The sequence below is a fragment of the Actinocorallia sp. API 0066 genome (assembly GCF_020991275.1).
GTDB lineage: Bacteria > Actinomycetota > Actinomycetes > Streptosporangiales > Streptosporangiaceae > Actinocorallia.
Map to the genome: position 1 here is coordinate 289561 of NZ_JAJLQY010000001.1, position 23452 is coordinate 313012.

The window sequence follows — 23452 nt, forward strand, 5'->3', positions numbered from 1 at the left end:
GACATGACGCGGGTTGCCGCGATCGACTGCGGGACGAACTCCGTCCGGCTTCTCATCGCCGACGTGGGCGAGGAGCTGAAGGACGTCGAGCGCGAGATGCGCATCGTACGCCTCGGACAGGGAGTGGACGAGACCGGCGAGCTGGCGCCCGAGGCGCTGGAACGCACCTTCAAGGAGATGCGCGGGTACGCCGCGCTCATCGAACGGCACGGCGCCGAACGGGTGCGGGTCGTGGCGACCAGCGCGACCCGGGACGCGCGCAACAGGGCGGACTTCGTCGCCGGCGTTGTGGAGATCTTCGGGGTGAAGCCCGAGGTGGTCTCCGGCGAGGAGGAGGCGCAGCTCTCGTTCACCGGCGCGACCCGTGAGCTGGCCGCGCTGCGCCCGCCGCGCCCCTACCTGGTGGTGGACATCGGCGGCGGCTCGACGGAGTTCGTCGTCGGGTCGTCGCAGGTCGAGGCGGCCAAGTCGGTGAACATCGGCTGCGTCCGGATGACCGAGCGGCACTTCAGGGGCGCGAACCCGCCCTCGCCGGAGCTGATCTCCAACGCGGTCGCCGACATCGACGCGCATCTGGAGGCCGTCCGGCAGGAGGTCCCGGTCGGGGAGGCGCGCACGCTGGTGGGCCTCGCCGGTTCGGTCACCACCGTCTCGGCGATCAACCTCGGGCTTGAGGCGTACGACTCGCGGCGGATCCACCTGTCGCGGGTGACGGCGGCGCAGGTCCACGAGATCACCCGGCGGCTGCTGAAGCTGACGCACGAGGAGCGCGCCGCGATCGGTGTGATGCACCCCGGACGGGTCGACGTCATCGGCGCGGGCTCCCTCATCCTGGACCGGATCATGCGCGAGTACGGGTTCGGCGCGGTCGTCGTCAGCGAGCACGACATCCTGGACGGGATCGCCTGGAGTCTCGCCTGAGCGGCGGGAACCCCCCGTACGTCCCGCCCGGCACCGGCTGGCCCGACGACCCGGCCGGCGCGGGCACGCCCGTCGCGGCCGATCCCGGTGCCGTGGCGGCGCTGGCCGCGTCCGCTTCCGGGCTGCCCGAGTTGGACGCGCGTGAGTCGGTGTGCCGTGCCTGCCCGCGTCTGGTCGAGTGGCGTGAGCGGGTGGCCGTCGAGCGGCGCAAGGCGTTCCGGGACGAGCGGTACTGGGGCCGTCCGGTGCCCGGCTGGGGCGCCGCCGACCCGGCGATCCTGCTGGTGGGGCTGGCGCCCGCCGCGCACGGCGGCAACCGGACCGGCCGGATCTTCACCGGCGACCGTTCCGGCGACTGGCTGTTCGCCTCCCTGCACCGGTGCGGCCTGGCCGTCCAGCCGGAGAGCGTCCACGCGGGCGACGGGCAGCGCCTCCTGCACACGAGGGTCGTCGCGACGGTCAGGTGCGCGCCGCCCGACAACAAGCCGTCGCCGCAGGAGCGCGACGCGTGCCGTCCGTGGCTGGTCCGCGAGCTGGAACTGACGCGGCCCAGGGTGCTGGTGGTGCTGGGCGGGTTCGCGTGGCAGGCGCTGTGGCCGTCGCTCGCCGCCGCCGGGGTGCCGGTGCCCCGGCCCCGGCCGCGTTTCGGACACGCCGTCGAGGCGAAGGCGGGCGATATGACGGTGCTGGGCTGCTACCACCCGTCCCAGCAGAACACGTTCACGGGCCGGGTGACCGAGGAGATGCTCGACGCGGTGTTCCACCGGGCCAGGACGCTCGCGGGTGTCTGACCGGGGGGTTCCGCGGAGCCGGGGGAGTGGGACAGGACCGGGCTCAGCGGAAGTCCGCTGAACGCCCCCGTCGGGTCCTGTCCCTTCCCCACGTAGTGGGATGCCCCCTCAGCACCATTGGTTGGCGGTTTCGGCGGATTTTTTCCGGGCCCCATCCGGCCGCCCGACCCGTGGCGCGTGCCACACCGTCCGCGCCGGGCATGGGATAGTCCGCGGCCTGCCTAAGATCACAGACGGGCCGGTGCCGCCGCCCAGACGATCGACAGCGGGGGGAACGCCATGGCGGAGGGGATCGCGGGAAGACTCGAACCGCTGCTGGTACGGCTGCTCGGACCCGAACCGCCGGTCCGGGTGCGCGCCTGGGACGGCAGCGAGATCGGCGGCGCGGAAGGCCCGGTCTTTGTCATCCGGGACCGCAGGGCGCTGCGCAGGCTGCTGTGGAAGCCGGGCGAGGTCGGCCTCGTCCGCGCCTTCGTCAGCGGCGAACTCGACATCGAGGGCGACGTGTACGCCGCGTTGGGCGCGCTCCAGCGGGTGCTGCGCCGGGGCGACGAGCCGATAGCGCTGAGCGCCGACGACAAACGCGAGATCGTCCGGACGGCCGTGATGCTCGGCGCGGTCGGCCCCGAGCCGAAGGCGCCGCCCGAGGAGGACGCGGGCGGGCTCATGGCCGAGACCTCACCCGGCCTGTACGCGCGGATGGCCGGGCCGGGGAAGGGCACCGGTGTGGGCACCTGGACGGACGCCGCCGACCTCGCCGCGGCACAGGACGCCGACGCGGACGGGCTGATCGCACGGCTCGACCCGCGGCCCGGCGAGACGGTGCTGGAGCTGAACGCGGGCTTCGCGGCGTTCTCCCGGAGGCTCGCCGCCGCCCGTCCGGAGATCGCCGTCACCGCCCACACCCCGTTCCCCGCCGACGCGCCGGGCGTCACCGTCGTCGCCGACCCGCCCGGCGAGGGGTTCGACGCCGTCGTCTCGGTCGCCGGGACAACACCCGTGCACCGGTTCGCCGACCGGGTGGCCGCCGCGCTCCGCCCCGGCGGCAGGCTCGTGGCCCGCCAGACGGTGCACCGGCCCGACGCGGTCCCACGACCCTTCACCAGCGACTACGTTTACGGCAGGGAGGGGGAGACGCCCACGCTGGGCGAACTCACCGGCCTGTTCGACGCGGTCGGCCTGGAGGTGCGCGAGGTGCGGGCGCTGCGGGAGGACTACGCTCGGACGCTCCGCGCCTGGGCCGCCAACCTCGCCGACAGCACGGACGACAACGGCGTCGCCCGGGTGTGGGCCCTGCATCTGGCCACTACCGCGCTGGCGTGTGAGAACGGCAGAATCGGGGTGTACGAGGTGACCGCCGTCCTCAGGTGATCGCCAGGGTACGGAACCAATATCGGACACTGTCCGTCTATGGGATGAAAGTACGACTGCTGGAGGCAGTGATGGAGAGCAGGAACCCCGTGTTCCGCAAGGTAGGGGAGCAGGCACGGATGGGGTACACCCCCTCTCCCGCCGAGCTCCAGGGCATGTACGACCAGCCGGCCTACGCGCCGCCCGCCGAGCGGACGATGACCATTGACGACGTCGTCGTCAAGGGGTTCGCGAGCCTCGGCGTGCTGGTCGCCACCGGCGCCGTCGCCTGGGTGCTCAACCTGGGCATGGGCATCGCGCTCATCTCGGTGCTCGTCGCGCTGGGCATCGGCCTGTACCTGAGCTTCAGCGGCAAGTCCAGCGGCCCGCTGACGCTGACGTACTCGGCGTTCTACGGCATCGCCGTCGGCACGATCAGCCACCTGTACAACAACCTGTACAACGGCATCGTCTTCCAGGCCATCCTCGGCACCGCGCTGGCGTTCGCGGCGATGCTGGCCGTGTACTCGCTGCGCATCATCCGGGTGACGCCGAAGTTCACCCGTTACGTGGTCGCCGCCGGTGTCGCGCTGATGGCGCTGATGCTGGTGAACCTCGTCGTCGGCATGTTCAACGACACCGGCATCGGCATCCGGGAGAACGGCCCGATCGGCATCGCGTTCTCCGTGATCGCGATCCTCGTCGGCTGCTTCTTCCTCATGCTCGACTTCGACATGATCGAGCGGGGCGTCCAGGCGGGCGTCCCGGCCAAGTTCGCGTGGGCCTGCGCCTTCGCGCTGACCAGCACCCTGGTCTGGATCTACCTGGAGATCCTGCGTCTGCTCGCGATCCTCCAGGGCGGGGACGACTAGCCGTCCCCTCACTGAGACGTCCCCCTGGGGGGCACCGGCGGAGGGTTGCGCCCCGTCGGTGCCCCCGGGGACACCAGCACGGTCGCAGCCGGGCCCGCCCTTCGTGGACGGGCCCGGCTGTTCCCTTACTTGAGGACGTTGGCGGCGGCCGTGCTCAGGGAGGCGTCGGCGTCGTCGCCGTCCAGCTCCCAGAACATCGCGCCGAGCAGGCCCCTGTCCTTCACGTAGCGGGCCTTCTGGGCGACCAGCGCGGGGTCGTCATAGGTCCACCAGGTGTTGCCGTCGTACTTCCAGACAGCGCCGTGGGCGTCGTCGCGGTGGACGGTGCCCGGCTTGTTCTTGACCACCTTGTAGTCGTCGATGCCGACCTCCCAGACACCCTGCGCGCCGCCGTTGCCCTGCTGCCAGAGCCCGTTCGTGCCGCCCGCCGGGACGCCCTTCCAGCCGCGCGCGTACATCGGGATGCCGATCGTCATCTTCGCGGCGGGCCATCCGCCGTCCAGGTAGACCTGGAGCGAGGAGTCCACCGAGTACCGCTTCGGTGTGCCGGGGTCGCCCGGGACGTCGTAGAGGTTGCTCTGGTGGTTGGTGGTGCCCTCCCAGGCGCCGTGCAGGTCGTAGCCCTGCAGGTTGCCCCAGTCGAGGATCTGGGAGACCTGCGGGATCTCGATGCCGGCGGCGACCTTCTCCGGGTCGGCGGGCATGAACATGGTGAGGCCGTAGCGCTTGCCGTCGGCGGCGCCCTGGACGTCGAGCTGGGTGCGCCACTCGCGCAGCAGCGCGGTCAGGTTCTGCTTGTCCTCGGGCCGGATGACGTTGCCGACCTCGCCGGACGAGCCCGGCCACTCCCAGTCGATGTCGATGCCGTCGAAGACGCCCTTGGCCGCGCCGGGGCCGCCCGCGCCGTCGCCGAGCGGCAGGTTGCCCTTGATGAACAGGTCGATGCAGGAGGCGACGTGGGCCTTGCGGGCCGTGTCGGAGACGGCCGCGTTGGAGAAGTACTTGGACCAGGTCCAGCCGCCGAGCGACAGGTACACCTTGAGGCCCGGGTACATCGCCTTGAGCCGCTTGAGCTGGCCGAAGTTGCCGCGCAGCGGGTCGTCCCACCTGTCGGCGACGCCGTCCACCGAGGCGGCGGCGTTGTAGGACTTCTGGTAGTCGGCGTAGGCGTCGCCGGAGCCTAGTGCGTTCACCATGAAACACCGGCCATCGGCGTTGACGTTGGCGAAGGCGTAGTTGATGGTCGTGAGGTTCTCCGCCGCGCCGGACGTGTGCACGTCCTTCACGTGGAAGTTGCGGCCGTAGACGCCCCACTGGGCGAAGTAGCCGATCTTCTCGTAGTCGCCGGGCGGCGGGTCGGTGGCCTTGGTGGTGGCCGTCGCGGTGTTCGACGGGCCGGAGGTGTTGCCCGCCGCGTCCTTCGCTCGCACGGTGTAGGTATAGCTGGTTTCGGCGGCCAGACCGGAGTCGGTGTAGGTGGTTCCGGTGGCGGTGCCGACGTTCGTCGTCCCCCGGTACACGTCGTAGCCGGTGACGCCGACGTTGTCGGTGGAGGCCGTCCAGGTGAGGGTGATGGCCGAGGAGCTGGTCGCCGTCGCGGTGAGGCCGGCCGGGACGCTCGGCGCCGTCGTGTCGTCGATCGCGGAGGTGGTGACGGTCAGCGGCGCGGAGGCGTCGGACTCCTGGTCGGCGGTGTCCACGGTGCGCACGGTGAAGGTGTAGGCGGTGTTCGGAGCGAGGCCGGTGACGGTGGCGGTGGTGCCGGAGACCGTCGCGGCCTTTGTGGTGCCCCTGTAGACGTGGTAGCCGGTGACGCCGTTGTCGTCGGTGCCGGGCTGCCAGCTCAGGGTGACGCTGTCCTCGGTGACGGTGGTGGCGGCCAGGCCGGTCGGCGCGGTCGGCCTGGCGTCGCCCGGCACGGTGCCGCCGTCGCAGGGGTTGCCGTTGAGCTTGCAGTTGGCCGGGACGACGCCGCCGCCGGGCGCGCCGACAAAGCCGGGGCTGACGGACGCGCCGGGCGCCAGGTTGGCGTTCCAGCTCTTGCCGGTGAACGTGTATCGCTGCCCCGACCGCGTGTAGTCGGCGTCCCAGACGGAGCTGAGCGAGACGCCGGCGGGCAGGTCGAACTCCAGCTTCCAGTTCGCGAGCCCGGCCGAGCCGGCCTTGACGGTGTAGGACCCCTGGAAGCCGCTGCCCCAGTCGCCCTGGGGCGCGTAGGTCGCGGTGGACGGGGTGTCGGCGGACGCCGGGACGGCCGCGAGGAACGGCACGCAGAGCGCCGCCATCGCGAGGAAGGTCGTGAGTCTTCGCATGCTCTCGGACTCCTGTCGGTGGACTTTCCCTGAATGGTTAGGAAAGTTTCCTGTCGATTCGGCCCGAAAATAAGCCGGTGATCCTCCTCACGCAAGAGCGGGAACCCCCGCTTATGCCCGTCTTAAGCAACCCCTAAGTTCCAGGCCCACCCCGTCACCGGCGCCTGACACACACGACATCCTCGGGAAACGCCGAAGGGCGCCACCCGCCGAACACGGATGACGCCCTGCTGGCCGCTTCAGGTCAGCTGAGGCGCTCCAGGATCATCGCCATGCCCTGGCCGCCGCCGACGCACATGGTCTCCAGACCGAACTGCTTGTCGTGGAACTGGAGGCTGTTGATGAGCGTGCTGGTGATGCGCGCGCCCGTCATGCCGAACGGGTGGCCGACCGCGATCGCGCCGCCGTTCACGTTGAGCTTGTCGTAGTCGATGCCCAGCGCGTCCGCCGACGGCAGCACCTGCGCCGCGAACGCCTCGTTGATCTCGACGAGGTCGATGTCGTTGATCGTCAGACCCGCCAGGGCGAGCGCCTTGCTGGACGCGTCGATCGGGCCGAGGCCCATGATCTCCGGCGACAGGCCCGTCACACCGGTCGAGACGATCCGGGCGAGCGGCGTGATGCCCAGCTCGGCGGCCTTGGTGTCGCTCATGATGACGACCGCCGCGGCGCCGTCGTTCAACGCGCAGCAGTTGCCCGCGGTGACCGTGCCGTCGGGACGGAACACCGGCTTGAGCTGCGACACGGCCTCGTAGGTGGTGCCCGCGCGGGGGCCGTCGTCGGAGGAGACGACGGTGCCGTCCGGCAGCGTCACCGGGGTGATGTCCTTCGCCCAGAAGCCGTTCGCGATCGCCTTCTCGGCGAGGTTCTGCGACCGGACGCCGAACTCGTCCTGCCGCTGCCGCGACACGCTCCGGATCTGCGCGACGTTCTCGGCCGTCTGGCCCATCGCGACGTAGATGTCCGGCACCGCGCCGTCCTCACGCGGGTCGTGCCAGACCTGGCCGCCCGTGGCGAGCTCCTCGGTGCGCGCGGCGGCGGGCTCGAACACCGGGTTCGTGGTGCCCTCGCCCGCGTCGGACGAGCCGTAGGCGAAGCCGGAGACGTGCTCCACGCCCGCCGACACGATGACGTCGGCCTCGCCCGCCTTGATGGCGTGCAGGGCCATCCGGGTCGTCTGGAGGGACGACGAGCAGTAGCGGGTGATGGTGGCGCCCGGCACGTTGTCCAGACCCAGCAGCACGCTGACGACGCGTGCCAGGTTGTAGCCCTGGCGGCCGCCCGGCAGACCACAGCCGACGAGCAGGTCGTCGATCTGGTTCGGGTCGAGCTGGGGGACCTTGTCCAGCGCGGCCTTGACCATCGCGGCGGTGAGGTCGTCCGCGCGCAGGTCCTTCAGGGAGCCCTTGAACGCGCGGCCGATGGGGGATCGGGCGGTGGCGACGATGACTGCCTCGGGCATGATGCCTCTTCTCCTCGGACCGGGACGGGTGAGATCCGTTTGTGTGGCCGCGGTGATGGCACCGTCGGCCCAAGTTACCTACCCGTCAGTACTGTAGTCCGTCTCCAGGCGCCGATCCAGAAACGGTGTGCGGGTCAGAGCCCGTACATACCCGGAATTGTGCCTTCGCCCTCCCGGACGGCGCGCAGCGCCCCCTGCTCATCACGCCACACCCGCCAGCCGTCCGCCGAGCCCGTGTACCAGGCGGGCGGCGCCGCGTCCTGGTCCTTCGACCTGCGGCCCTCCGCGAGGTCGTACAGGCACAGGGAGGCCGTCGGGTAGAAGCCCTTCAGGCCGCCCTTGATCCTCAGCTCCGACGGCGTCACCGTGCAGAACGACCAGGTCCGCAGGCCCTCGACGGTGATGGCGCCGCCGCCTTCGAGCGAATAGGCGGTGCCCGGCCTACGCGCGGCGAGGAAGCCGACCGAGGAGAGGTCGGCGGGGAAGGAGAGCCACCAAGGGGTGTCCTTCGGGAGCTTGGACGCCGGGATGCGGGGGCCTTCCGTGCCCGTCCTCGGATCGAGCCGGGTGAAGCCGCCGTACGCGCCCTTGCGGTTCATCCTCCGTGCGACGAGCGCCACACCGGGACTGGCTCCCGGATAGACACGCAGGAGCCCTGGACGGGACCAGACGCGCTCGCCGTTTTTGAGGTCGAGCGCGAAGAAGCCGAAGGGTGTGAGCTTCCCGGCCTGCTCGTTCGGGCCGAGATAGCCGAGCAGCCTGCCTTCCGTGACGCCGGACGCCCAGCCGCCGTCCAGGTCGGCGCCCTCGCCTACGGCGTTGTCCAGGGGGAACGCCCAGTGTCGCCTGCCGCTGGCCGGGTCGTGCGCGCTGACCTCGGGCGTTTTGGTTCGCCGGAGCAGGACGAGCCGTTCGGCGTCCACGTGCTGGACCTCCGCGACGCCCTTGAGCCGCCACAGCACCTTGCCGGAGGCGCCTTCCAGGACGGTGAACCGCGCCTTGGCCGTCCCGGCAGCCTCGGGCAGGCACACGTTCGCGCCGCACGCGACCGGCCCCCACGTCGCCTTGACGTCCCGCCGCCACACGACCGTCCCGCCCCGCGCGTCCCGCGCCACCACCTGCACCCGCCCCGCTCCGACCGGGCCGTCTCCGGGCGTCCGCCGCGCCTCCTCCTGCCCGCCGTCCCGGGGATCGGCCTCCCCGTGTGTGTGCCGAGGCCCCGGCGCGCCTCCTGCGGCTCCGGGTGAGGGCGTGCCCCCGGTGGTTTCGGGTGCGGCTTCCGTGGGTTCCAGGGTGGCGACGAGGCTGCCGGTCACGGCGGGTGGGGCCACGCCCAAGGACGAGGGGCGGCCTTTCATCGTGGAAGGGGTGGTCCAGAGGCGGGTGCCTGTGGCGGTGTCGTAGGTGACGGTCTGGAGGGTGCCGTCCTTGGTGAGGGCCGTGACGGCGGTGACGCCGCCCGACGTCATGGGGCGGCTGACGGCGTTCACCCCGGTGTCGGCCCAGCGGGCGTGCCCGGAGGCGGCTTCCGGCGTCCCACCGGCCGTGCCTCCGCCGTCGTCGGAGCAGCCCGCCAGCAGCGTGACGGCGAGGGCGGGAATGATCACTTTGGGTGATCGGCCGTGGGCGCGACGGGCCATGGGCGGTCTCCTGGGCGGGTCGGGCCCGGCCGCGCGCGGCTCAGGCCATGCCGGGCGCGACCTCCGGCACGGCGGGGGTGGCGCGGGGACGGACGGGAGCCGTGCCCCTGCGGCGCAGCAGCGTCACCCAGCGGGGCGCGCCGTCGCCGCGCGCGGCGACCTCGGTGCCGGGCTTCTCGGCGGCCGAGGCCGCGGCGAGGTACAGCGGCAGGACTCCCTCGGCGAACCGGTCCTCGGGTTCGAGGTCCAGCGCGGCCGTCACCGACGGTAGCAGGGCTGCGGCCGCCGCGCCGTAACCTCGCGCGGACGGGTGGTAGCGGTCGGCGGAGAAGAACTCGCGGGGCTCGCTGGCGAAGTCGCGGCCGAGGAGGTCGCCGAGCGAGACGGTACGGCCGCCCGCGCGGACCACCACGACCGTCTGCGCGGCGGCGAGCTGGCGGCTCGTGCGCTGCGCGATCCAGCGCAGCGGCTGCAGCAGCGGCTCGACCGACCCGAGATCCGGGCAGGTGCCCACGACGACCCGGGCGCCCGCCGCCGTCAGCCGCGACACCGCCCGCTCCAGGTGCCGCACCGACTCGGCGGCCGGGACACGCGCCGTGACGTCGTTCGCGCCGATCATGATGACCGCCACCTCGGGCTCGGCTTCGAGCGCCTTGGCCACCTGTTCCTCCAGCGCCTCGGACCTGGATCCGGACACCGCGACGTTCGTCAGCCGCACCGGCCGTCCCGCGCTGGCCGACAGCCCGGCCGCGAGCAGGCCCGCCGCCGTCTCGTCCGGTTCGACGACGCCGATGCCCGCCGCCGTCGAGTCGCCGAGCATCGCGAACGACAGGGGCGCGCCCGGCAGGTGGCCGCCGTACAGGCCGTCGGTGACGGGCGGGAGGAGTGCCGCCGAGCCCTGGATGATCTTCCGTGCCGCCTTCGCCTCCGCGACGAGCAGCGCGAAGGTGAGGCCGCCCAGGACCGTCAGGCCGCCGCCCCCGAATGCCGCCGCCGCCACGATGCGACGGGTCGTCAGCGCCCTCAGCATGTGTTCGCTCACCCCTGCCCCGAGCTGGGTTAGTGTCGTTTCGGAATCTATCCGAGGAGTCCGGGGGCCCGTGGGCGTCAAGGCCGGACGAAACGGTGTCGAAACACTGAAAGTATTCCCACAAAACAGTCATTTCAGACATAGCTCTCATGACGCGACACGCGCCTCGACAAGGACGTCCAGTGCAGGTACACGACTCTCTCGTCTCACTCATCGGCAACACCCCGCTCGTCCGGCTCCGCCGCGTCGCCGACGGGGTCCCCGGCCAGGTGCTCGCCAAGGTCGAGTACCTCAACCCGGGCGGCTCGGTGAAGGACCGCATCGCGGTCAAGATGATCGACGCCGCCGAGGCGTCCGGCGAACTCAAGCCGGGCGGCACCATCGTCGAACCCACCTCCGGCAACACAGGGGTCGGGCTCGCGATCGTCGCCCAGGAACGCGGCTACAAGTGCGTGTTCGTGGTGCCCGACAAGGTGGCCGCCGACAAGGTGAACGTGCTGCGCGCCTACGGGGCCGAGGTCGTCGTCTGCCCGACGGCCGTCTCGCCCGAACACCCCGACTCCTACTACTCCGTCTCCGACCGGCTCGCCGCCGAGATCCCCGGCGCGTGGAAGCCCGACCAGTACGCCAACCCCGGCAACCCCGCCTCCCACTACGAGACGACCGGCCCGGAGATCTGGGCGCAGACCGAGGGCCTGGTGACGCACTTCGTCGCCGGCGTCGGCACCGGCGGCACCATCTCGGGCGCGGGCCGCTACCTGAAGGACGTCTCCGGCGGACGGGTGCGCGTGGTGGGGGCCGACCCTGAGGGCTCCGTCTATTCGGGCGGCACGGGGCGTCCCTACCTCGTGGAGGGCGTCGGCGAGGACATCTGGCCGCAGACCTACGACCGCACCGTGTGCGACGAGATCATCGCCGTCTCCGACAAGGACAGCTTCGCGATGACCCGGCGGCTCGCCCGCGAGGAGGGGTTGCTCGTCGGCGGCTCCTGCGGCATGGCCGTCGTCGCCGCCCTGCGCGTCGCCGCCTCCGCCGGGCCCGACGCCGTCGTCGTCGTGCTGCTGCCGGACGGGGGCCGAGGCTACCTGTCGAAGATCTTCAACAACGAGTGGATGCGTGACTACGGCTTCCTGGAGACCGCCACCGACGAGGCCACCGTCGGCGACGTCCTGTCCGCCAAGGGCGGGTCACTGCCCGAGTTCGTCCACGCCCACCCGCATGAGACCGTGCACGCCGTCATCGACATCATGCGTGAGTACGACGTCTCCCACATCCCCGTCATGAAGGAGGAACCCCCCGTCATGGCCGCCGAGGTCGTCGGCTCCATCGGCGAACGTGAACTCCTCTCCCTCCTGGCCACCGGCAAGGCCACCCCCACCGACCCCCTCTCCGCCCACATGTCCTCCCCCCTCCCCACCCTGGGCTCCGGCGACTCCGTCACCCGAGCCGTAGAAGTCCTGGAACGCCACGGCGCCGCCGTAGTCCTCGTCGACGGCAAACCCAAGGGCATGCTCACCCGCCAAGACCTCCTCACCTACCTGGCCTCCTGACCGCCGGGCAGGTGCGGAGTTCAGCAGCAGCCGTCGTCGGTGATCTCGTTCCCGGGGTCGAGGAAGTCCACGAGTCTCCAGGCTTCGGTGAAGAGATGGTTCTCGTGCTTCGGCCCCGGGTCGATGAGCGCCGCGTGCTTCCGCGCGCCATCGAGACCATCGGAGAAGTCCGCGAAGTGGGTACAGCCCGGTTCCCAGCCGGGGACGAGCCGCTTCAACTCCCGCTTCGCGGCCTCGGCGCTCCCGAACGGACGCCGGTGCTCCGGGTTCTTGTGGAGGATGAGCCAGAAATCGAAGGAGGGCGCCGACAGGACGAGCCGCACATCTCCGTCTTGTGCCGCCTTGGCGAGATCCTGCGTCATCCTGGGATCCAACTCGGTGTCCAGAACGCACCAGACCGTGTCGTAGTCGTCGGTCCGCCTGCGCTCGGCGGCTTTCTCCACCACCTTTCGGTGGTCGACTTCGAGGTTGATGACTTCGAGTTGGAGCCCGCGGCGTTTGAACCCGCTGAAGTAGAGCCGTTCGGTCACGCCCTCACCGATGATCAGATGGCGAGGGTTGTACCGCCGTCTACCGGGGCGTCGTTCCAGGTCGGTCGGCCTGCTGGCCTTCAACTTCGGACTGCGGCCGTCGGGCTTGGGCGTCCGGGGGGACATCGTCGGGGGCTCCACGCTGGGCCAGTGCGGTCAGGGCCAGTTCGTCGGTGACCGTGGGCACCGCACCGTACCGTCCGGCCAGATAGCGGAGCTCCCGGTTGTCGTCCTTGCGGGGCTTGAAGTCGGTCAGCGGGAACAGTTCGGTGCGTCCACACTCGTCCTTCTCCGTGAACCATATCTGATCCCGCTTCAGCACCTCGACGCCTTGGATGCGGCCGAGCAGCGCCGCGTCATGGGTGGTGAAGATCAGTTGGGCGCCCTGCGGGTTGGTGTCGGGACTCTGGAACAGTCCGATCAGGTGGGCCGAGAGGTACGGGTGCAGACTCGCGTCCAACTCGTCGATGAGGACGGTCGCGCCGTGGCGCAGCGCGTTGAAGATCGGTCGGCTGAGCCCGATCAGGGACCGCGTGCCCGTGGACTGGTCCCGGAAGTCCAGGCGCGCTGTCCCGTGCTCCCCCCGGTGCCGGAACACGAGGGTGCGCATCCGCGATGCGTGCCGTTCGGCGCGCTCACCTACTCTGCCGAGCCGCGCCGCGAACTCCTCCTCGGACTCCTCGATGATCTCGGTGCCCTGAATGCCCGTGTCGGCGGAGCGCAACAGACGGGTGAGCCAGGAGACGAAGGCGTCGTCCTGCTCGAAGAGGAGAGGCTCCCTGTACCGGTCATAGCTTCCGGGCCTGCTGACCCACACTTGCCTGAAGAACCAGTCATAGACCGGGCGTACTTCGTCCTGCTTGGAACGAGCGGCGACGGACAGGAAGAGCACGTTGGACTCGACGAGGTCCTCCACGCTCCTCATCGAGTCGGCGGTGTGGCTTCCCCAGCTGTATCCATCGAGCGTGCGGTGGAAGACACGGCGTCGTCGGCCCAGGGGATAGCTGTACATCCACTCCTCGGTCACCTGCCGGTCGTCAACACAGAAGCCGTATTCATAGCGAATGTCCGTCTTGTTCGGCCCGGGTAGTGACAGGTCAACGACGAACGAGGACGGTTCGGCCTGGAATGAGTCGAGGGCATAGGGGTGTCGCTCCAAGCCGGCGCCTGGCTCGTTCTCCCGAAAGGAACCCCGGACCATCCGTCGCATGTAGGTGAGGGCGTCGAGGACGTTGGACTTGCCTGAGGCGTTGGGGCCGAAAACACCGACGACGGGCACGGCCCCCCACTCGGCGTCGCGAGGAGCGCTGTCAGGGTAGACGGGGGTGAGCAACAGGTGCTGTTCATCGCGGAGCGAGCGATGGTTGGCGGCGCGGAAACTCAGCAGCATGTGGCCTCCAATCTCATCTCGACGCTAGTTCTACCCGTTCTCGCGTGGTGATCCTGCACGAAGGCGCACGTGGTTAGCCTAGAAGACACCGAACCGTGAGATTCAGCCGGGTGACGTCAACGCGCGGTGGGCGGATTTTAGGGCTGTGGTGATGGTGGTGACGGCGGGGTGGGTGGCGGTGCCGGTTCGGTAGGCGATTCGGGTTCGGCGGTGGAGGGGGGTTCGGGTGAGGAGGAGGCCGGGGGGTGGGTTGGAGAGGGCTAGTTCGGGGACTAGGGCGACGCCCAGGTTGGAGGCGGCGAAGGCGAGGGTGGTGGGGAAGTCGTCGATCTCGTGGCGGGTGTGGGGGGTGAATCCGGCGGCCTCGCAGGCGCGGAGCGTCATCTGGCGGCAGAGGGTGCCGCGTTTGGCGGTGATCCAAGGCAGGTCGCGGGCTGCGGCGATGGCGGACGCGTCGGGGGTCTCGACGCGGGTGGTGGCTCCGGGGGACGGGGAAGCCAAGTACATCGCTTCCGTGCACAGAGGGGTGGTGGCCAGGCCGCGGTGGGCGGGGTCGGCGGCGAAGTCGTACTCGTGGATGAGGGCGACGTCCAGCTCCCCGGCGCGCAGCGCGGCGGCGACGTCGGCCGGGTCCAGCTCCAGCACCCGCGGCTCCAGGCCGGGATGCCGGGCGGCGAGGAGGCGCAGGGCCGTCGGGACGATCGTGTGTCCCGCGCTCGCGAACGTGCCGACGCGCAGCGGCCCGGCGAGGCCCTGGCGGGCGCGGGCGAGCTCGGCGGCCGCCTGGTCGAGCCGGTCGAGGACGGCGTCGGCGTGCCGGACCAGCGAGAGCCCGGCCGGGGTGAGCGCCACGCGGCGTCCCGTGCGCTCCAGGAGCGGCACGCCCGCCTCCCGCTCCAGCGCGCTGAGCTGCTGCGAGACGGCCGACGGGGTGAACGCGAGGGCCTCGGCGACGGCGGCGATCGTGCCGCGGTGGGCGAGCTCCCTGAGCAGCCGGAGACGGCGAACGTCGAGCATCAGCTCAGCTTACGCTCGACCGTACGAACATTAACTGGACCTGCATGTTGTGGGGGCGGCACGCTGGTGCGCATGGCGATTCACGGAATCCTCGTCCCGCTGGTCACGCCCTTCGACGCCGACGGGCGGATCGCGGGCGACGCCCTGCAAGCCCTCGCAGCCGACGTGTTGGAGCAGGGCGCGTCAGGGATCGTCGCCCTCGGTACGACGGCGGAAGCAGCCGCCCTGGACGCCGCCGAAAGGCAGCTCGTCGTGGACCTGTGCGCCGAAGTCTGTCGAGAGCGGGATGCGCCGCTCGTCGTCGGGGCCGGATCGGCTGACACGCGCGCAAGCGAGGCCGCGCTGGCCGACCTCGCCCGGTGGCCGGAGATCAGCGCCGCGCTGGTGCCGGTGCCGTCCTTCAGCAGGCCGGGCGAGGCGGGTGTCGTCGCCCATTTCGCCCATCTGGCCGCCGCCGGCCCGGTGCCGCTGATCGTCTACCACGTCCCGTACCGGACGGCCCAGCCGCTGGGCACCTCCGCGCTGCGTGAGCTGGCGGCCCTCCCGAACGTCGCCGGAGCCAAGTACGCCACCGGCTCCCTCGACGGCCCGGCCGTCGACCTCCTCGCCGACCCGCCGCCCGGCTTCGCCCTCCTCGCCGGTGACGACGTCACGCTCTCCCCGCTGCTCGCCCTGGGCGCCGCAGGCGGCGTCCTCGCCTCCGCCCACCTCGCCACCCGCCACTTCGCCGCCCTCGCCGCCGCCTGGGCCGACGGCGACGCCGCGACGGCCCGCCCCCTCGGCCACCGCCTGGCCCGCCTCTCCGCCGCCTGCTTCACCGAACCCAACCCGACCGTCCTCAAGGCGGCCCTCCACGCCCTCGGCCGCATCCCCACGCCAGACGTCCGCCTCCCCCTCCTCCCGGCCGCCCCCGCTTCCGTCAACCTCCTACACCACCACCTGGCCGCTCTCCCTTAACTCCCCGCGAGCGGCCTGTTCGGGGAGGCGCGTCGTCGCTCGGCCGTCCTCCTCGCAGCTGGTCGGGAGGGGTCTGTTCGGGGGCGGGGGGTGGGGTGGTTGGGGGAGGATGGGGGGAGGTTCGTCCGGGTGTGACGGAGGCGGGGTTCGGTGAGCAGGTTGTGGTGGGTGCGGCGGTCGGGAGGCGCGTCGGGCGGGGACGGGGCGATCGTCAACACCGGGATCCAGCACATCCACTACGGGGGCGCGGCGGGGCCCGCCAGGACCGCCTACTCGCGGCAGGTCGAGCAGATCTTCTCGGGGGAGCTGAAGGACCGGGAGGACGAGCTGGCGGAGCTCGCCGCGTTCTGCGCGCGCGAGGAGGGGCCAGAGTACGTCTGGTGGCAGGCCCCGGCGTGGGCGGGGAAGTCGGCGCTGATGGCGTCGTTCGTGCAGCGGCCGCCCGCCGGGGTGCGGGTCGTGTCGTTCTTCATCACCGCGCGGCTGGCCGGGCAGAGCGACCGGACGGCCTTCCTGTCGGCGGTACTGGAGCAGCTCGCCGCGTTGACGGGCCAGCCGCTGCCTGACGTCCTCACCGAGGCCAACCGCCAGCAGTGGTTCCTACAACTGCTGGAGGAGGCCGCAGGCAAGTGCGCGGAGGACGGATGCCGTCTGGTCCTCGTGGTGGACGGCCTCGACGAGGACCGTGGCGTCCGGCGCACCTCCACCGCGCACAGCATCGCGGCACTCCTGCCCGGCCGCCCTCCGACGAACGTGCGCATCGTGGTGGCCGGACGTCCTAACCCGCCCGTGCCTTCCGACGTCCCCGATTGGCACCCCCTGCACGACCCCCGGATCGTCCGCCCTCTGCCGCCGTCCCCATGGGCCGTCGCCTTCCGCGCCTCCGCCGAACGCGAGCTCTCCGACCTCCTGGACGGCGGCGGCCTGGGCCGCGACCTCCTCGGCCTCCTGGTGACGTCAGGAGGCGGCCTCTCCACCCGTGACCTGGCCGAGCTGACCTCCGAGCCGATCGGCGAGGTCGAACGCATCCTCCACGCCGTCACGGGGCGTTCCTTCACCGCCCGCGACCCCCAGTGGCACGACGGCGCCCCCGACCGCCTCACCCTCGCCCACGAGGAACTCGTCCAGGGCGTCCAACGCTCCCTCCGCCCCACCGAGACCGCCGCCTGGCAAGCCCGCCTCCACACCTGGGCCGACACCTACCGCGCCCGCGCCTGGCCCGAACACACCCCCGAATACCTCCTCCGCGGCTACCTCCAACTCCTCCTCACCCTGTCCGACACCCCCCGCATAACCGCCTTGGTCACCGACCGCCCCCGCCTCAACCGCATGCTCGACGTCAGCCACGGCGACGCCGCCGCCATAGCCGACACCCTCACCGCCCAAGAACACCTAGCCACCCACCCCACCCCAGACCTCTCCGCCGCCCTCCACATAGCCCTCACCCGCCAACACCTCACCGAACGCAACACCCACATCCCCACCGACCTCCCCGCCGTCTGGACCCGCCTAGGCAACGTGAACCGAGCCCTGGCCCTCTCCCGCTCCCTGCCCGACCCCAGGTTCCGGGTGGAGGCGCTCGCGGGTGTGGTGGACGTGCTGGCGGCCGCCGGAGACACCGTCCGTGCCGTGGATCTGGCCGCCGAGGCGGAGACCTCCGCCCGTGCGGTCCTTGCCGCGCACAGGCGGGACGGCGCTCTCGCCCGGGTCGCCATGGCGCGGACGGCGGCGGGGGATTTCACCGGGGCGGAACGGACCGCCCGGTCCCTCGCCGACCCGGTGACCCGGATCGGCGCACTGGACGATGTGGCGCGTGCCCTGGCGTCCGCCGGGGACACGGGACGCGCCGAGGCGGTGGCCGCCGTCGCCGAGGAGTCCGCGCGGACGCTCGCCCCGCCCGCGCGGCCTATCGGCGACGCCACGGAGACGCCCGTCGCCCCGGCCGCGTCCGGTGAGCCAGAAGGCCAGGGCGGGGCGACGCCTGAGCAGGAGCCCTCGGGTTGGAACGCACGGTATGTCGAGGCGTTGGTCGCGGCCGCCAGGTCCTGGGCGGTGCTGGGCGCGGCCCGACGGGCGAGCGCGCTGGCCCGGGAGGCGGAGCCCCTGGCCCGCGCGCTCGAAGACGGCTACGTCCGGGCGCTGATGCTGGTCGAGGTGGCGAAGGTCTGGGCGAGGGCCGGAGAGGCCGGACACGCCGGTGCGGTGATCGCCGAGGTGGAAACCGTGGCCCGGGGGCTCGCCGATCCCGCGAGCCGCGCCTGGGCGTTCCGGAGCCTGGCTAGTGGGCTGGCGGCGGTCGGCGAGGTCCACCGGGCGGCGACGATCATCTCCACGATGGTGGAGCAGGCGGCGTGGCTCGCCACCCCGGGCGACTATCTGGACCTCTCGCTGGACACGGCGGTGGTGGCGCTCGCCCTGGCCGGGGACTCCCAGCGGGCCGAGGAACTCGGCCGTTCGATCCCCCTCCCCGAGACCCGGGCACGGTCGCTCCGAGGCGTCGCCTACGCGCTTGCCGACGCGGGCCGTGCCGCCCAGGCCGCGATGCTCGCCCGCACGATCGACGACGCCCGGCTCCGTGCCGAGGCCCTGAGCCGCGCCGCCACCGCGTGGCTGACGGCAGGGGAAGCCGGACGGGCGGCTGACGTGGCCGCCGACGCCGAGGAGGCCGCCCGCGCGTGCGAGTCCGCCCAGAACCAAGCTCAGGCGCTGACGGCCGTCGCGGCCGCGTGGGCCGCCGTCGGGGAGGACGGGCGTGCCGTGACGGCCGCCGTCGAGGCGGAGGCCGCGGCCCGGTCGGTCATCGACACCGAGCGCCAGGCAGAGGTCTTGGGCGATCTGGTGACCGTGTTGGTGGCGGCGGGCGAGCCGGGACATGCCCATGAGGTCGCCGCCGCGGTGCGCGCGATCGCGTCCGAGACCGGAGGGCCGGGAGCGAGGTGGGACGCGTTCCTCGCGTTCGCCGCGCTCGGGGATTTCGCTGAGGCGGAGCGGACCGCTGCCGCGCTCTCCCTTCCGGCGAACCGGGCATCCGCGCTGAAAGTGGTGGCCGCCGGGCTGGCCGCCGCAGGCGAGCCGGAGCAGGCCGAACGGCTCGCCCTGACGATCGGGTATCCGTTGGCGCGGGTCGGAGCGTGGCTCGCGGTGGCACGCGCGTGGGCGGCGGCCGGGCAGGGCGGGCACGCCGCGCGGGCGGCGGAGTCGGCCGAGGCCGCCGCCCGCGAGACGGCGTCGGCGGCCGACGTGCGGATGGCGGCGTCCGCCGACTACTGGAACGGGCTCTACGCCCTGCGGGACGCGGCGTTGGCCTGGGCGGAGGCCGGGGCGCGTGAGCGGGTCCGCGCGGTCGCCGCCGAGGTCGAGACGCTGGCCCGTGCCGTCACGGACCCCGTGAAGCTGGTGAAGACGCTCCTGTTGGCGGCGGAGGCGTGCGTGGGAGAACCGGGCAGGGCCGAAGCCCTGCTGGCGGAGGCGAGCGCCGCCGCCCGTCCGTTCTACTCCGCCCCGCTCATGTCCTCCACGCTCTTCGACCTTGTCGTCGCGTGGGCGGAGCGCGGCGATCTCGGCCGCGCGGAGGAACTCGCCCGCGACTTCGACACGCCTGATTTTGCACGTGTCTACGGCCTGAGCAAGGTGGTGGACGCGCTGGCGCAGGCCGGGGAACTCACCCGAGCCGAGGCGATCGCCCGGGAGCTCACCGACCCGCCGGTCGCCGGGTGGGCGCTGCGGAGCCTGGCCGAGCGGATGGAACGGGCTGACGCCCAACGGCTCCTCGCCACGGTCCTGGTCCACGTGAAGGCGACGGACCTGCTCGGTTCCGTGGCGGCCGCCGCCCCCGACGTCCTCATCGAGGCCATCCCACACGTCCGCGCCCTCCACGGCTGACAGCGGCCGTCTGAGCCCTGCACGGCTCAAGCGGTCGTCTCCGCACACGGCTGACGGCGGTCGTCCCGCAGGTGCTTCATGGCTGGTCGTGGGGCTTTGTGGGGTGGGAAGGGGACGGCCCCGGCGTCCTGGGGACGTCGGGGCCGGTTGGCGGGTGGGGAGGGCCGCCGGTTGGGGTCAGGAGCCGGTGAGTTCGGCTTCGGACTTGGTGAGGTCGGGGGTGGGGGGGACGGGCTTTGTGGGTTCGTCGGCGTGGCCGGGCCACCAGGCTCGGTGGCCGAGCAAGGCGGTGATGCCGGGGACGAGGAAGACGGACATGACGAAGGCGGCGAGCATGATGCCGATGGCGACGCCGAAGCCCATCTGCTGCATCATGGCAACCGGGGCCAGGACCATGACGGCGAAGGTGCCCGCCAAGATGAGGCCGGCGGCCATGACGGTCGGGCCGCCGTGTTCGACGGCGAGCGCCGCCGCCTTGCGGGGCTCGTGGCCTTCGCGGGCCTCCTCGCGGAGGCGGGCGGTCATCAGAATATTGTAGTCGGTCCCGATCGCCAGGACGAACAGGTAGAGGATGATCGGTAGTTGGAAGGTGAGGCCCGGCTTGTCCATGGCGAACTGGAACAGGTAGACGGCCGAGCCGATGGTCGCGGCGAAGCCGAGCAGCACCGCGGGCACCAGGTAGAGCGGGGCCACGAGGCTGCGTAGCTGGAGGGCGAGGATCAGCGCGATGAGCAGCGCCGCCACCGGAAGGATGACCGAGAGGTCCCGGTTGTTCACCTCGTTGATGTCGGCGAAGATCGCCGTCTGCCCGCCGACGTAGGCGCGGACCCCGTCCGGCGCCGCCGCGTGCACGGCGGGCCGCAGTTCGTCCTTGACGAGGGCGATCGCCTCGTTGGACATCGGGTTGTCCTCAAGCAGCAGGTTGACCTGCGCGATGGCCGCGGTGTTCGGGCCCGGGATCGGCGGCTGCACGTCGCCGATGCCGGGGAAGCCCTTGGCGGCCTCGGCGAACGCGGTGAGCTGCTCCTGGGCGAGCGGCGCGCCGCTCTCGCTCTTGAGGAACACCTGGACGGGCGTGGTGAGGCCGGGCGGGAACCCGGTCTGCATGTCCTTGATGGCCTGGGCCGACTCGGTGTCCTGCGGGAATCCGGCCTGGAAGTCGTAGTCGGCCTTGAAGGAGAGCGCTCCGCCTGCGAGCAGCAGCAGCAGGATGCCGGAGCCGAGCGCCGCGGCGACGGGCCTGCCGCCGACGAACGCGCCGAGCCGCCGCGCGGCGCCGCCCTTCGGCTGGGTCTTCCACGACTTGGACGGCCAGAACACGGCCGTGCCGAGCAGCGAGACGATCGCGGGGATCAGCGTCAGCGAGGTGATCGCCATGAAGACGACGGCGATGGCCAGCGACGGGCCCCACGCGCTGAACACGCCGAAGGTGGCGAGCAGCAGCACGAGGAACGCGACGGCCACGGCGGCGGCGGCCGAGGAGATGACCTCGCCGACGCGTTCGACGGCCGCGATCATCGCGGTCTTGCTGTCGTCGCCAGCCCGCAGCCGTTCCCGGTAGCGGAACATGAGGAACAGGTAGTAGTCCGCCCCGATGCCGAAGAGCACGATCGTGACGATGATCTCAAGCGACTGGTCGGCGGCGAAGTTGAAGACCTCGGAGGCGAGCCCGATGAGGGACATCACCGCGATCACCGTCACCGAGATGACGACGAGTGGGAGCAACGCGGCGAGCGGTGCCCGGAAGATCGCCAGGATCAGTCCGATGATGAGCAGGATCGTCGCGATGGTGACGATCTCGAACGCTCGGTTGAAGGAGTCCTCGTTGTCGGCCCAGCCCGCGACGTCACCGCCGACCTTGGCTTCCAGGCCGCTGCCCGCGAGTTCACCCGGGAGCGCCTCGCGGAACTCGGCGACCGCCTTGACCTGGGCTTCCTGGGCCTCCACCGAGGTGCCTTCCATCGGCACCTGGATGACCTGGATGAGCTTGTTGGGCGAGACCAACTCGGGGCCCGTCACCACCCCGAGGACGGACTCCGGCTTCGGCAGCGCCTGCGCGACGGCCGTGACCTTCGTGACGTCCTGTTCGGTGAATTCCTTGCCGTCAGTGCGCTTGACGACGATGAGGGCCGATATGTCCTCCTGCTGAGGGAAGCCCTCAGCGGCGATCCGCATGGCCTGGAGCGACTCGTACTTCGACGGAAGGAAGTCCGCCTGGTCGGCCTGCGTGGAGAGTCGGGGGGAGAAGATGACGATGAGCGCGGCGGTGACGAGCCACGCGGCGATCGTCCACCACGGGTGCCTGACGACGGCATTCCCCAGCCGTCCAAACATGTGTCGGGGCCTCTCTGTCGGGGGGTCGGTGGAGCTGCCGGGTGTCGGTCGCTCCGCGCTGGACCCAAGCTAGCGGCGGGGGGTGACAGAACGGAAAGGGTTATCCACGCTCTCGAAGTCGCCGTCAACCTAAGGTTGACGACACCCTATCTTTTGCGGATCGGCGGCCACAACGTCCGCAGTGGTGAGATGCGGCGCCATACCTGTGGGGGACATCCACCTTCTGAAGGAGGAGGGGTCGTAGCCTTGCGGGCATGAACGCACGGGGAAACACACGGGGTTTCGAGACGCTGGCGATCCACGCGGGCCAGGATCCGGACCCGCTGACGGGCGCCGTGGTGCCGCCGATCCACCAGGTCTCGACGTTCCAGCAGGACGGGATCGGGGGGCTGCGCGGCGGCTACGAGTACAGCCGCAGCGGGAACCCGACGCGTACCGCGCTTGAGGAGTGCGTCGCGGCGTTGGAGGGCGGCGCGCGGGGCCTGGCGTTCGCGTCAGGCCTGGCCGCGGAGGACGCGGTGTTGCGCACGGTGTGCCGTCCGGGCTCCCACGTCGTCATCCCCGGCGACGCGTACGGAGGCACGTACCGGCTCTTCGCGAAGGTCTACGCGCAGTGGGGAGTGGAGTTCACGCCGGTCCCGCTGGGCGATCTGGCGGCCGTCAAGGAGGCGCTGCGCCCGAACACCGTGGCCGTCTGGGCGGAGACGCCCACGAACCCGCTGCTCGGCATCGCTGATATCGCCGCGCTGGCGGAACTCGCCCACGGCGCGGGCGCTCTGCTCGTCGTGGACAACACGTTCGCGAGCCCGTACCTCCAGCGCCCTCTCGACCTCGGGGCTGACGTCGTGGTGCACTCCACGACGAAGTACATGGGCGGCCACTCCGACGTGATCGGGGGCGCCCTCGTCACCAGGGAGGAGGAGCTGGGCGGCCGCCTCGCCTACCACCAGAACGCGATGGGCGCCGTCGCGGGCCCGTTCGACGCGTGGCTGACGCTCCGTGGCATCAGGACGCTCGGCGTCAGGATGGACAGGCACTGCGCGAACGCCGAGAAGGTCGTCGATCTGCTTACGCGTCACCCGAAGGTATCCAGGGTGCTCTACCCCGGCCTGTCCGACCATCCCGGACACAAGACGGCCGTAAGGCAGATGAAGGGCTTCGGCGGCATGGTGTCGTTCCGGATGGGCAGCGAGGCAGAGGCCGTCAAGGTGTGTGAGTCGACGGAGCTGTTCATCCTGGGTGAGTCGCTGGGCGGCGTCGAGTCCCTCATCGAGCACCCGGCCCGGATGACGCACGCGTCGGCGGCGGGCTCGCCGCTGGAGGTGCCGGGCGACCTCGTGCGCCTGTCGGTCGGCATCGAGGACGCCGAGGACCTGCTCGCCGATCTGGAGCAGGCCCTCGGCTGAGCGTTCCC

16 protein-coding genes are annotated in these 23452 nt (G+C 71.5%); 8 read left to right on the forward strand and 8 right to left on the reverse strand.

All coding sequences use genetic code 11. The annotated features are described in order from the left end of the window. Positions 1-3 precede the first annotated feature (3 nt). From LO762_RS01310 to LO762_RS01325, 4 genes are all read left to right on the forward strand, one after another. Positions 4-921: a Ppx/GppA phosphatase family protein gene (locus LO762_RS01310; RefSeq protein ID WP_230611673.1), complete on the forward strand. Its 918-nt coding sequence runs from the start codon at positions 4-6 to the stop codon at positions 919-921. After that, on the forward strand, positions 918-1712 hold the full coding sequence (locus tag LO762_RS01315) for a uracil-DNA glycosylase (protein WP_304523606.1): 795 nt from the start codon (positions 918-920) through the stop codon (positions 1710-1712). Before LO762_RS01310 ends, LO762_RS01315 begins: the two co-directional genes overlap by 4 nt. 279 nt (positions 1713-1991) lie before the next feature. After that, complete coding sequence (locus LO762_RS01320) at positions 1992-3083, forward strand: class I SAM-dependent methyltransferase (protein WP_230611677.1); 1092 nt, start codon at positions 1992-1994, stop codon at positions 3081-3083. Positions 3084-3127: 44 nt separating this feature from the next. Next, positions 3128-3934, forward strand: coding sequence for a Bax inhibitor-1/YccA family protein (locus LO762_RS01325; protein WP_230611679.1), 807 nt, complete (start codon positions 3128-3130; stop codon positions 3932-3934). A 125-nt stretch (positions 3935-4059) separates the two neighbouring features. Here LO762_RS01325 and LO762_RS01330 read toward each other — a convergent pair whose 3' ends face one another. From LO762_RS01330 to LO762_RS01345, 4 genes are all read right to left on the reverse strand, one after another. After that, complete coding sequence (locus LO762_RS01330) at positions 4060-6246, reverse strand: glycosyl hydrolase family 18 protein (RefSeq protein WP_230611681.1); 2187 nt, start codon at positions 6244-6246, stop codon at positions 4060-4062. A gap of 244 nt (positions 6247-6490) precedes the next feature. After that, positions 6491-7708 (reverse strand): acetyl-CoA C-acetyltransferase, encoded by a 1218-nt coding sequence (locus LO762_RS01335; RefSeq protein ID WP_230611683.1) that lies wholly within the window; start codon positions 7706-7708, stop codon positions 6491-6493. A 134-nt stretch (positions 7709-7842) separates the two neighbouring features. Next, positions 7843-9348, reverse strand: coding sequence for a PQQ-binding-like beta-propeller repeat protein (locus tag LO762_RS01340; protein WP_230611685.1), 1506 nt, complete (start codon positions 9346-9348; stop codon positions 7843-7845). 40 nt (positions 9349-9388) lie between these two features. Further along, complete coding sequence (locus LO762_RS01345; protein ID WP_255684647.1) at positions 9389-10378, reverse strand: SGNH/GDSL hydrolase family protein; 990 nt, start codon at positions 10376-10378, stop codon at positions 9389-9391. A gap of 182 nt (positions 10379-10560) precedes the next feature. Here LO762_RS01345 and LO762_RS01350 point away from each other — a divergent pair, with 182 nt between their 5' ends. Continuing rightward, positions 10561-11928, forward strand: a complete 1368-nt coding sequence (locus tag LO762_RS01350) for a cystathionine beta-synthase (protein WP_230611690.1) — start codon at positions 10561-10563, stop codon at positions 11926-11928. Positions 11929-11948: 20 nt separating this feature from the next. Here LO762_RS01350 and LO762_RS01355 read toward each other — a convergent pair whose 3' ends face one another. The 3 genes from LO762_RS01355 to LO762_RS01365 form a co-directional block, all read right to left on the reverse strand. After that, the gene (locus tag LO762_RS01355; RefSeq protein WP_255684436.1) at positions 11949-12584 is read right to left on the reverse strand and encodes an RloB family protein; all 636 of its coding nucleotides are present in this window, start codon (positions 12582-12584) and stop codon (positions 11949-11951) included. Next, positions 12499-13848 (reverse strand): ATP/GTP-binding protein, encoded by a 1350-nt coding sequence (locus LO762_RS01360; RefSeq protein WP_230611694.1) that lies wholly within the window; start codon positions 13846-13848, stop codon positions 12499-12501. Before LO762_RS01360 ends, LO762_RS01355 begins: the two co-directional genes overlap by 86 nt. Positions 13849-13950: 102 nt before the next feature. Further along, positions 13951-14865 carry a LysR family transcriptional regulator gene (locus LO762_RS01365; RefSeq protein ID WP_230611696.1) on the reverse strand — a complete coding sequence of 305 codons (915 nt, stop codon included), beginning with the start codon at positions 14863-14865 and terminating at the stop codon, positions 13951-13953. Positions 14866-14937: 72 nt separating this feature from the next. On the opposite strand from LO762_RS01365, the gene LO762_RS01370 reads away from it, so the two are divergent. Then, positions 14938-15822 (forward strand): dihydrodipicolinate synthase family protein, encoded by an 885-nt coding sequence (locus tag LO762_RS01370; RefSeq protein WP_230611698.1) that lies wholly within the window; start codon positions 14938-14940, stop codon positions 15820-15822. 150 nt (positions 15823-15972) lie between these two features. Further along, the gene (locus tag LO762_RS01375) at positions 15973-19704 is read left to right on the forward strand and encodes a hypothetical protein (protein ID WP_230611700.1); all 3732 of its coding nucleotides are present in this window, start codon (positions 15973-15975) and stop codon (positions 19702-19704) included. Between the two features lie 177 nt (positions 19705-19881). On the opposite strand, the gene LO762_RS01380 is transcribed toward LO762_RS01375, so the two are convergent. Then, positions 19882-22038 (reverse strand): MMPL family transporter, encoded by a 2157-nt coding sequence (locus LO762_RS01380; RefSeq protein ID WP_230611702.1) that lies wholly within the window; start codon positions 22036-22038, stop codon positions 19882-19884. A gap of 254 nt (positions 22039-22292) precedes the next feature. Between LO762_RS01380 and LO762_RS01385 the strand changes: the two genes are divergently transcribed. Beyond that, the gene (locus LO762_RS01385) at positions 22293-23444 is read left to right on the forward strand and encodes a cystathionine gamma-synthase (RefSeq protein ID WP_230611704.1); all 1152 of its coding nucleotides are present in this window, start codon (positions 22293-22295) and stop codon (positions 23442-23444) included. Positions 23445-23452: the final 8 nt, after the last annotated feature.

Bases quoted from the DNA above. Each gene is read 5' to 3' on its own strand.
- LO762_RS01310 (WP_230611673.1), top strand. From the start codon at position 4: ATGACGCGGGTTGCCGCGATCGACTGCGGGACGAACTCCGTCCGGCTT.
- LO762_RS01320 (WP_230611677.1), top strand. From the start codon at position 1,992: ATGGCGGAGGGGATCGCGGGAAGACTCGAACCGCTGCTGGTACGGCTG.
- LO762_RS01325 (WP_230611679.1), top strand. From the start codon at position 3,128: ATGAAAGTACGACTGCTGGAGGCAGTGATGGAGAGCAGGAACCCCGTG.
- LO762_RS01330 (WP_230611681.1), bottom strand. From the start codon at position 6,246: ATGCGAAGACTCACGACCTTCCTCGCGATGGCGGCGCTCTGCGTGCCG.
- LO762_RS01335 (WP_230611683.1), bottom strand. From the start codon at position 7,708: ATGCCCGAGGCAGTCATCGTCGCCACCGCCCGATCCCCCATCGGCCGC.
- LO762_RS01340 (WP_230611685.1), bottom strand. From the start codon at position 9,348: ATGGCCCGTCGCGCCCACGGCCGATCACCCAAAGTGATCATTCCCGCC.
- LO762_RS01345 (WP_255684647.1), bottom strand. From the start codon at position 10,378: ATGCTGAGGGCGCTGACGACCCGTCGCATCGTGGCGGCGGCGGCATTC.
- LO762_RS01355 (WP_255684436.1), bottom strand. From the start codon at position 12,584: ATGTCCCCCCGGACGCCCAAGCCCGACGGCCGCAGTCCGAAGTTGAAG.
- LO762_RS01360 (WP_230611694.1), bottom strand. From the start codon at position 13,848: ATGCTGCTGAGTTTCCGCGCCGCCAACCATCGCTCGCTCCGCGATGAA.
- LO762_RS01365 (WP_230611696.1), bottom strand. From the start codon at position 14,865: ATGCTCGACGTTCGCCGTCTCCGGCTGCTCAGGGAGCTCGCCCACCGC.
- LO762_RS01370 (WP_230611698.1), top strand. From the start codon at position 14,938: ATGGCGATTCACGGAATCCTCGTCCCGCTGGTCACGCCCTTCGACGCC.
- LO762_RS01380 (WP_230611702.1), bottom strand. From the start codon at position 22,038: ATGTTTGGACGGCTGGGGAATGCCGTCGTCAGGCACCCGTGGTGGACG.
- LO762_RS01385 (WP_230611704.1), top strand. From the start codon at position 22,293: ATGAACGCACGGGGAAACACACGGGGTTTCGAGACGCTGGCGATCCAC.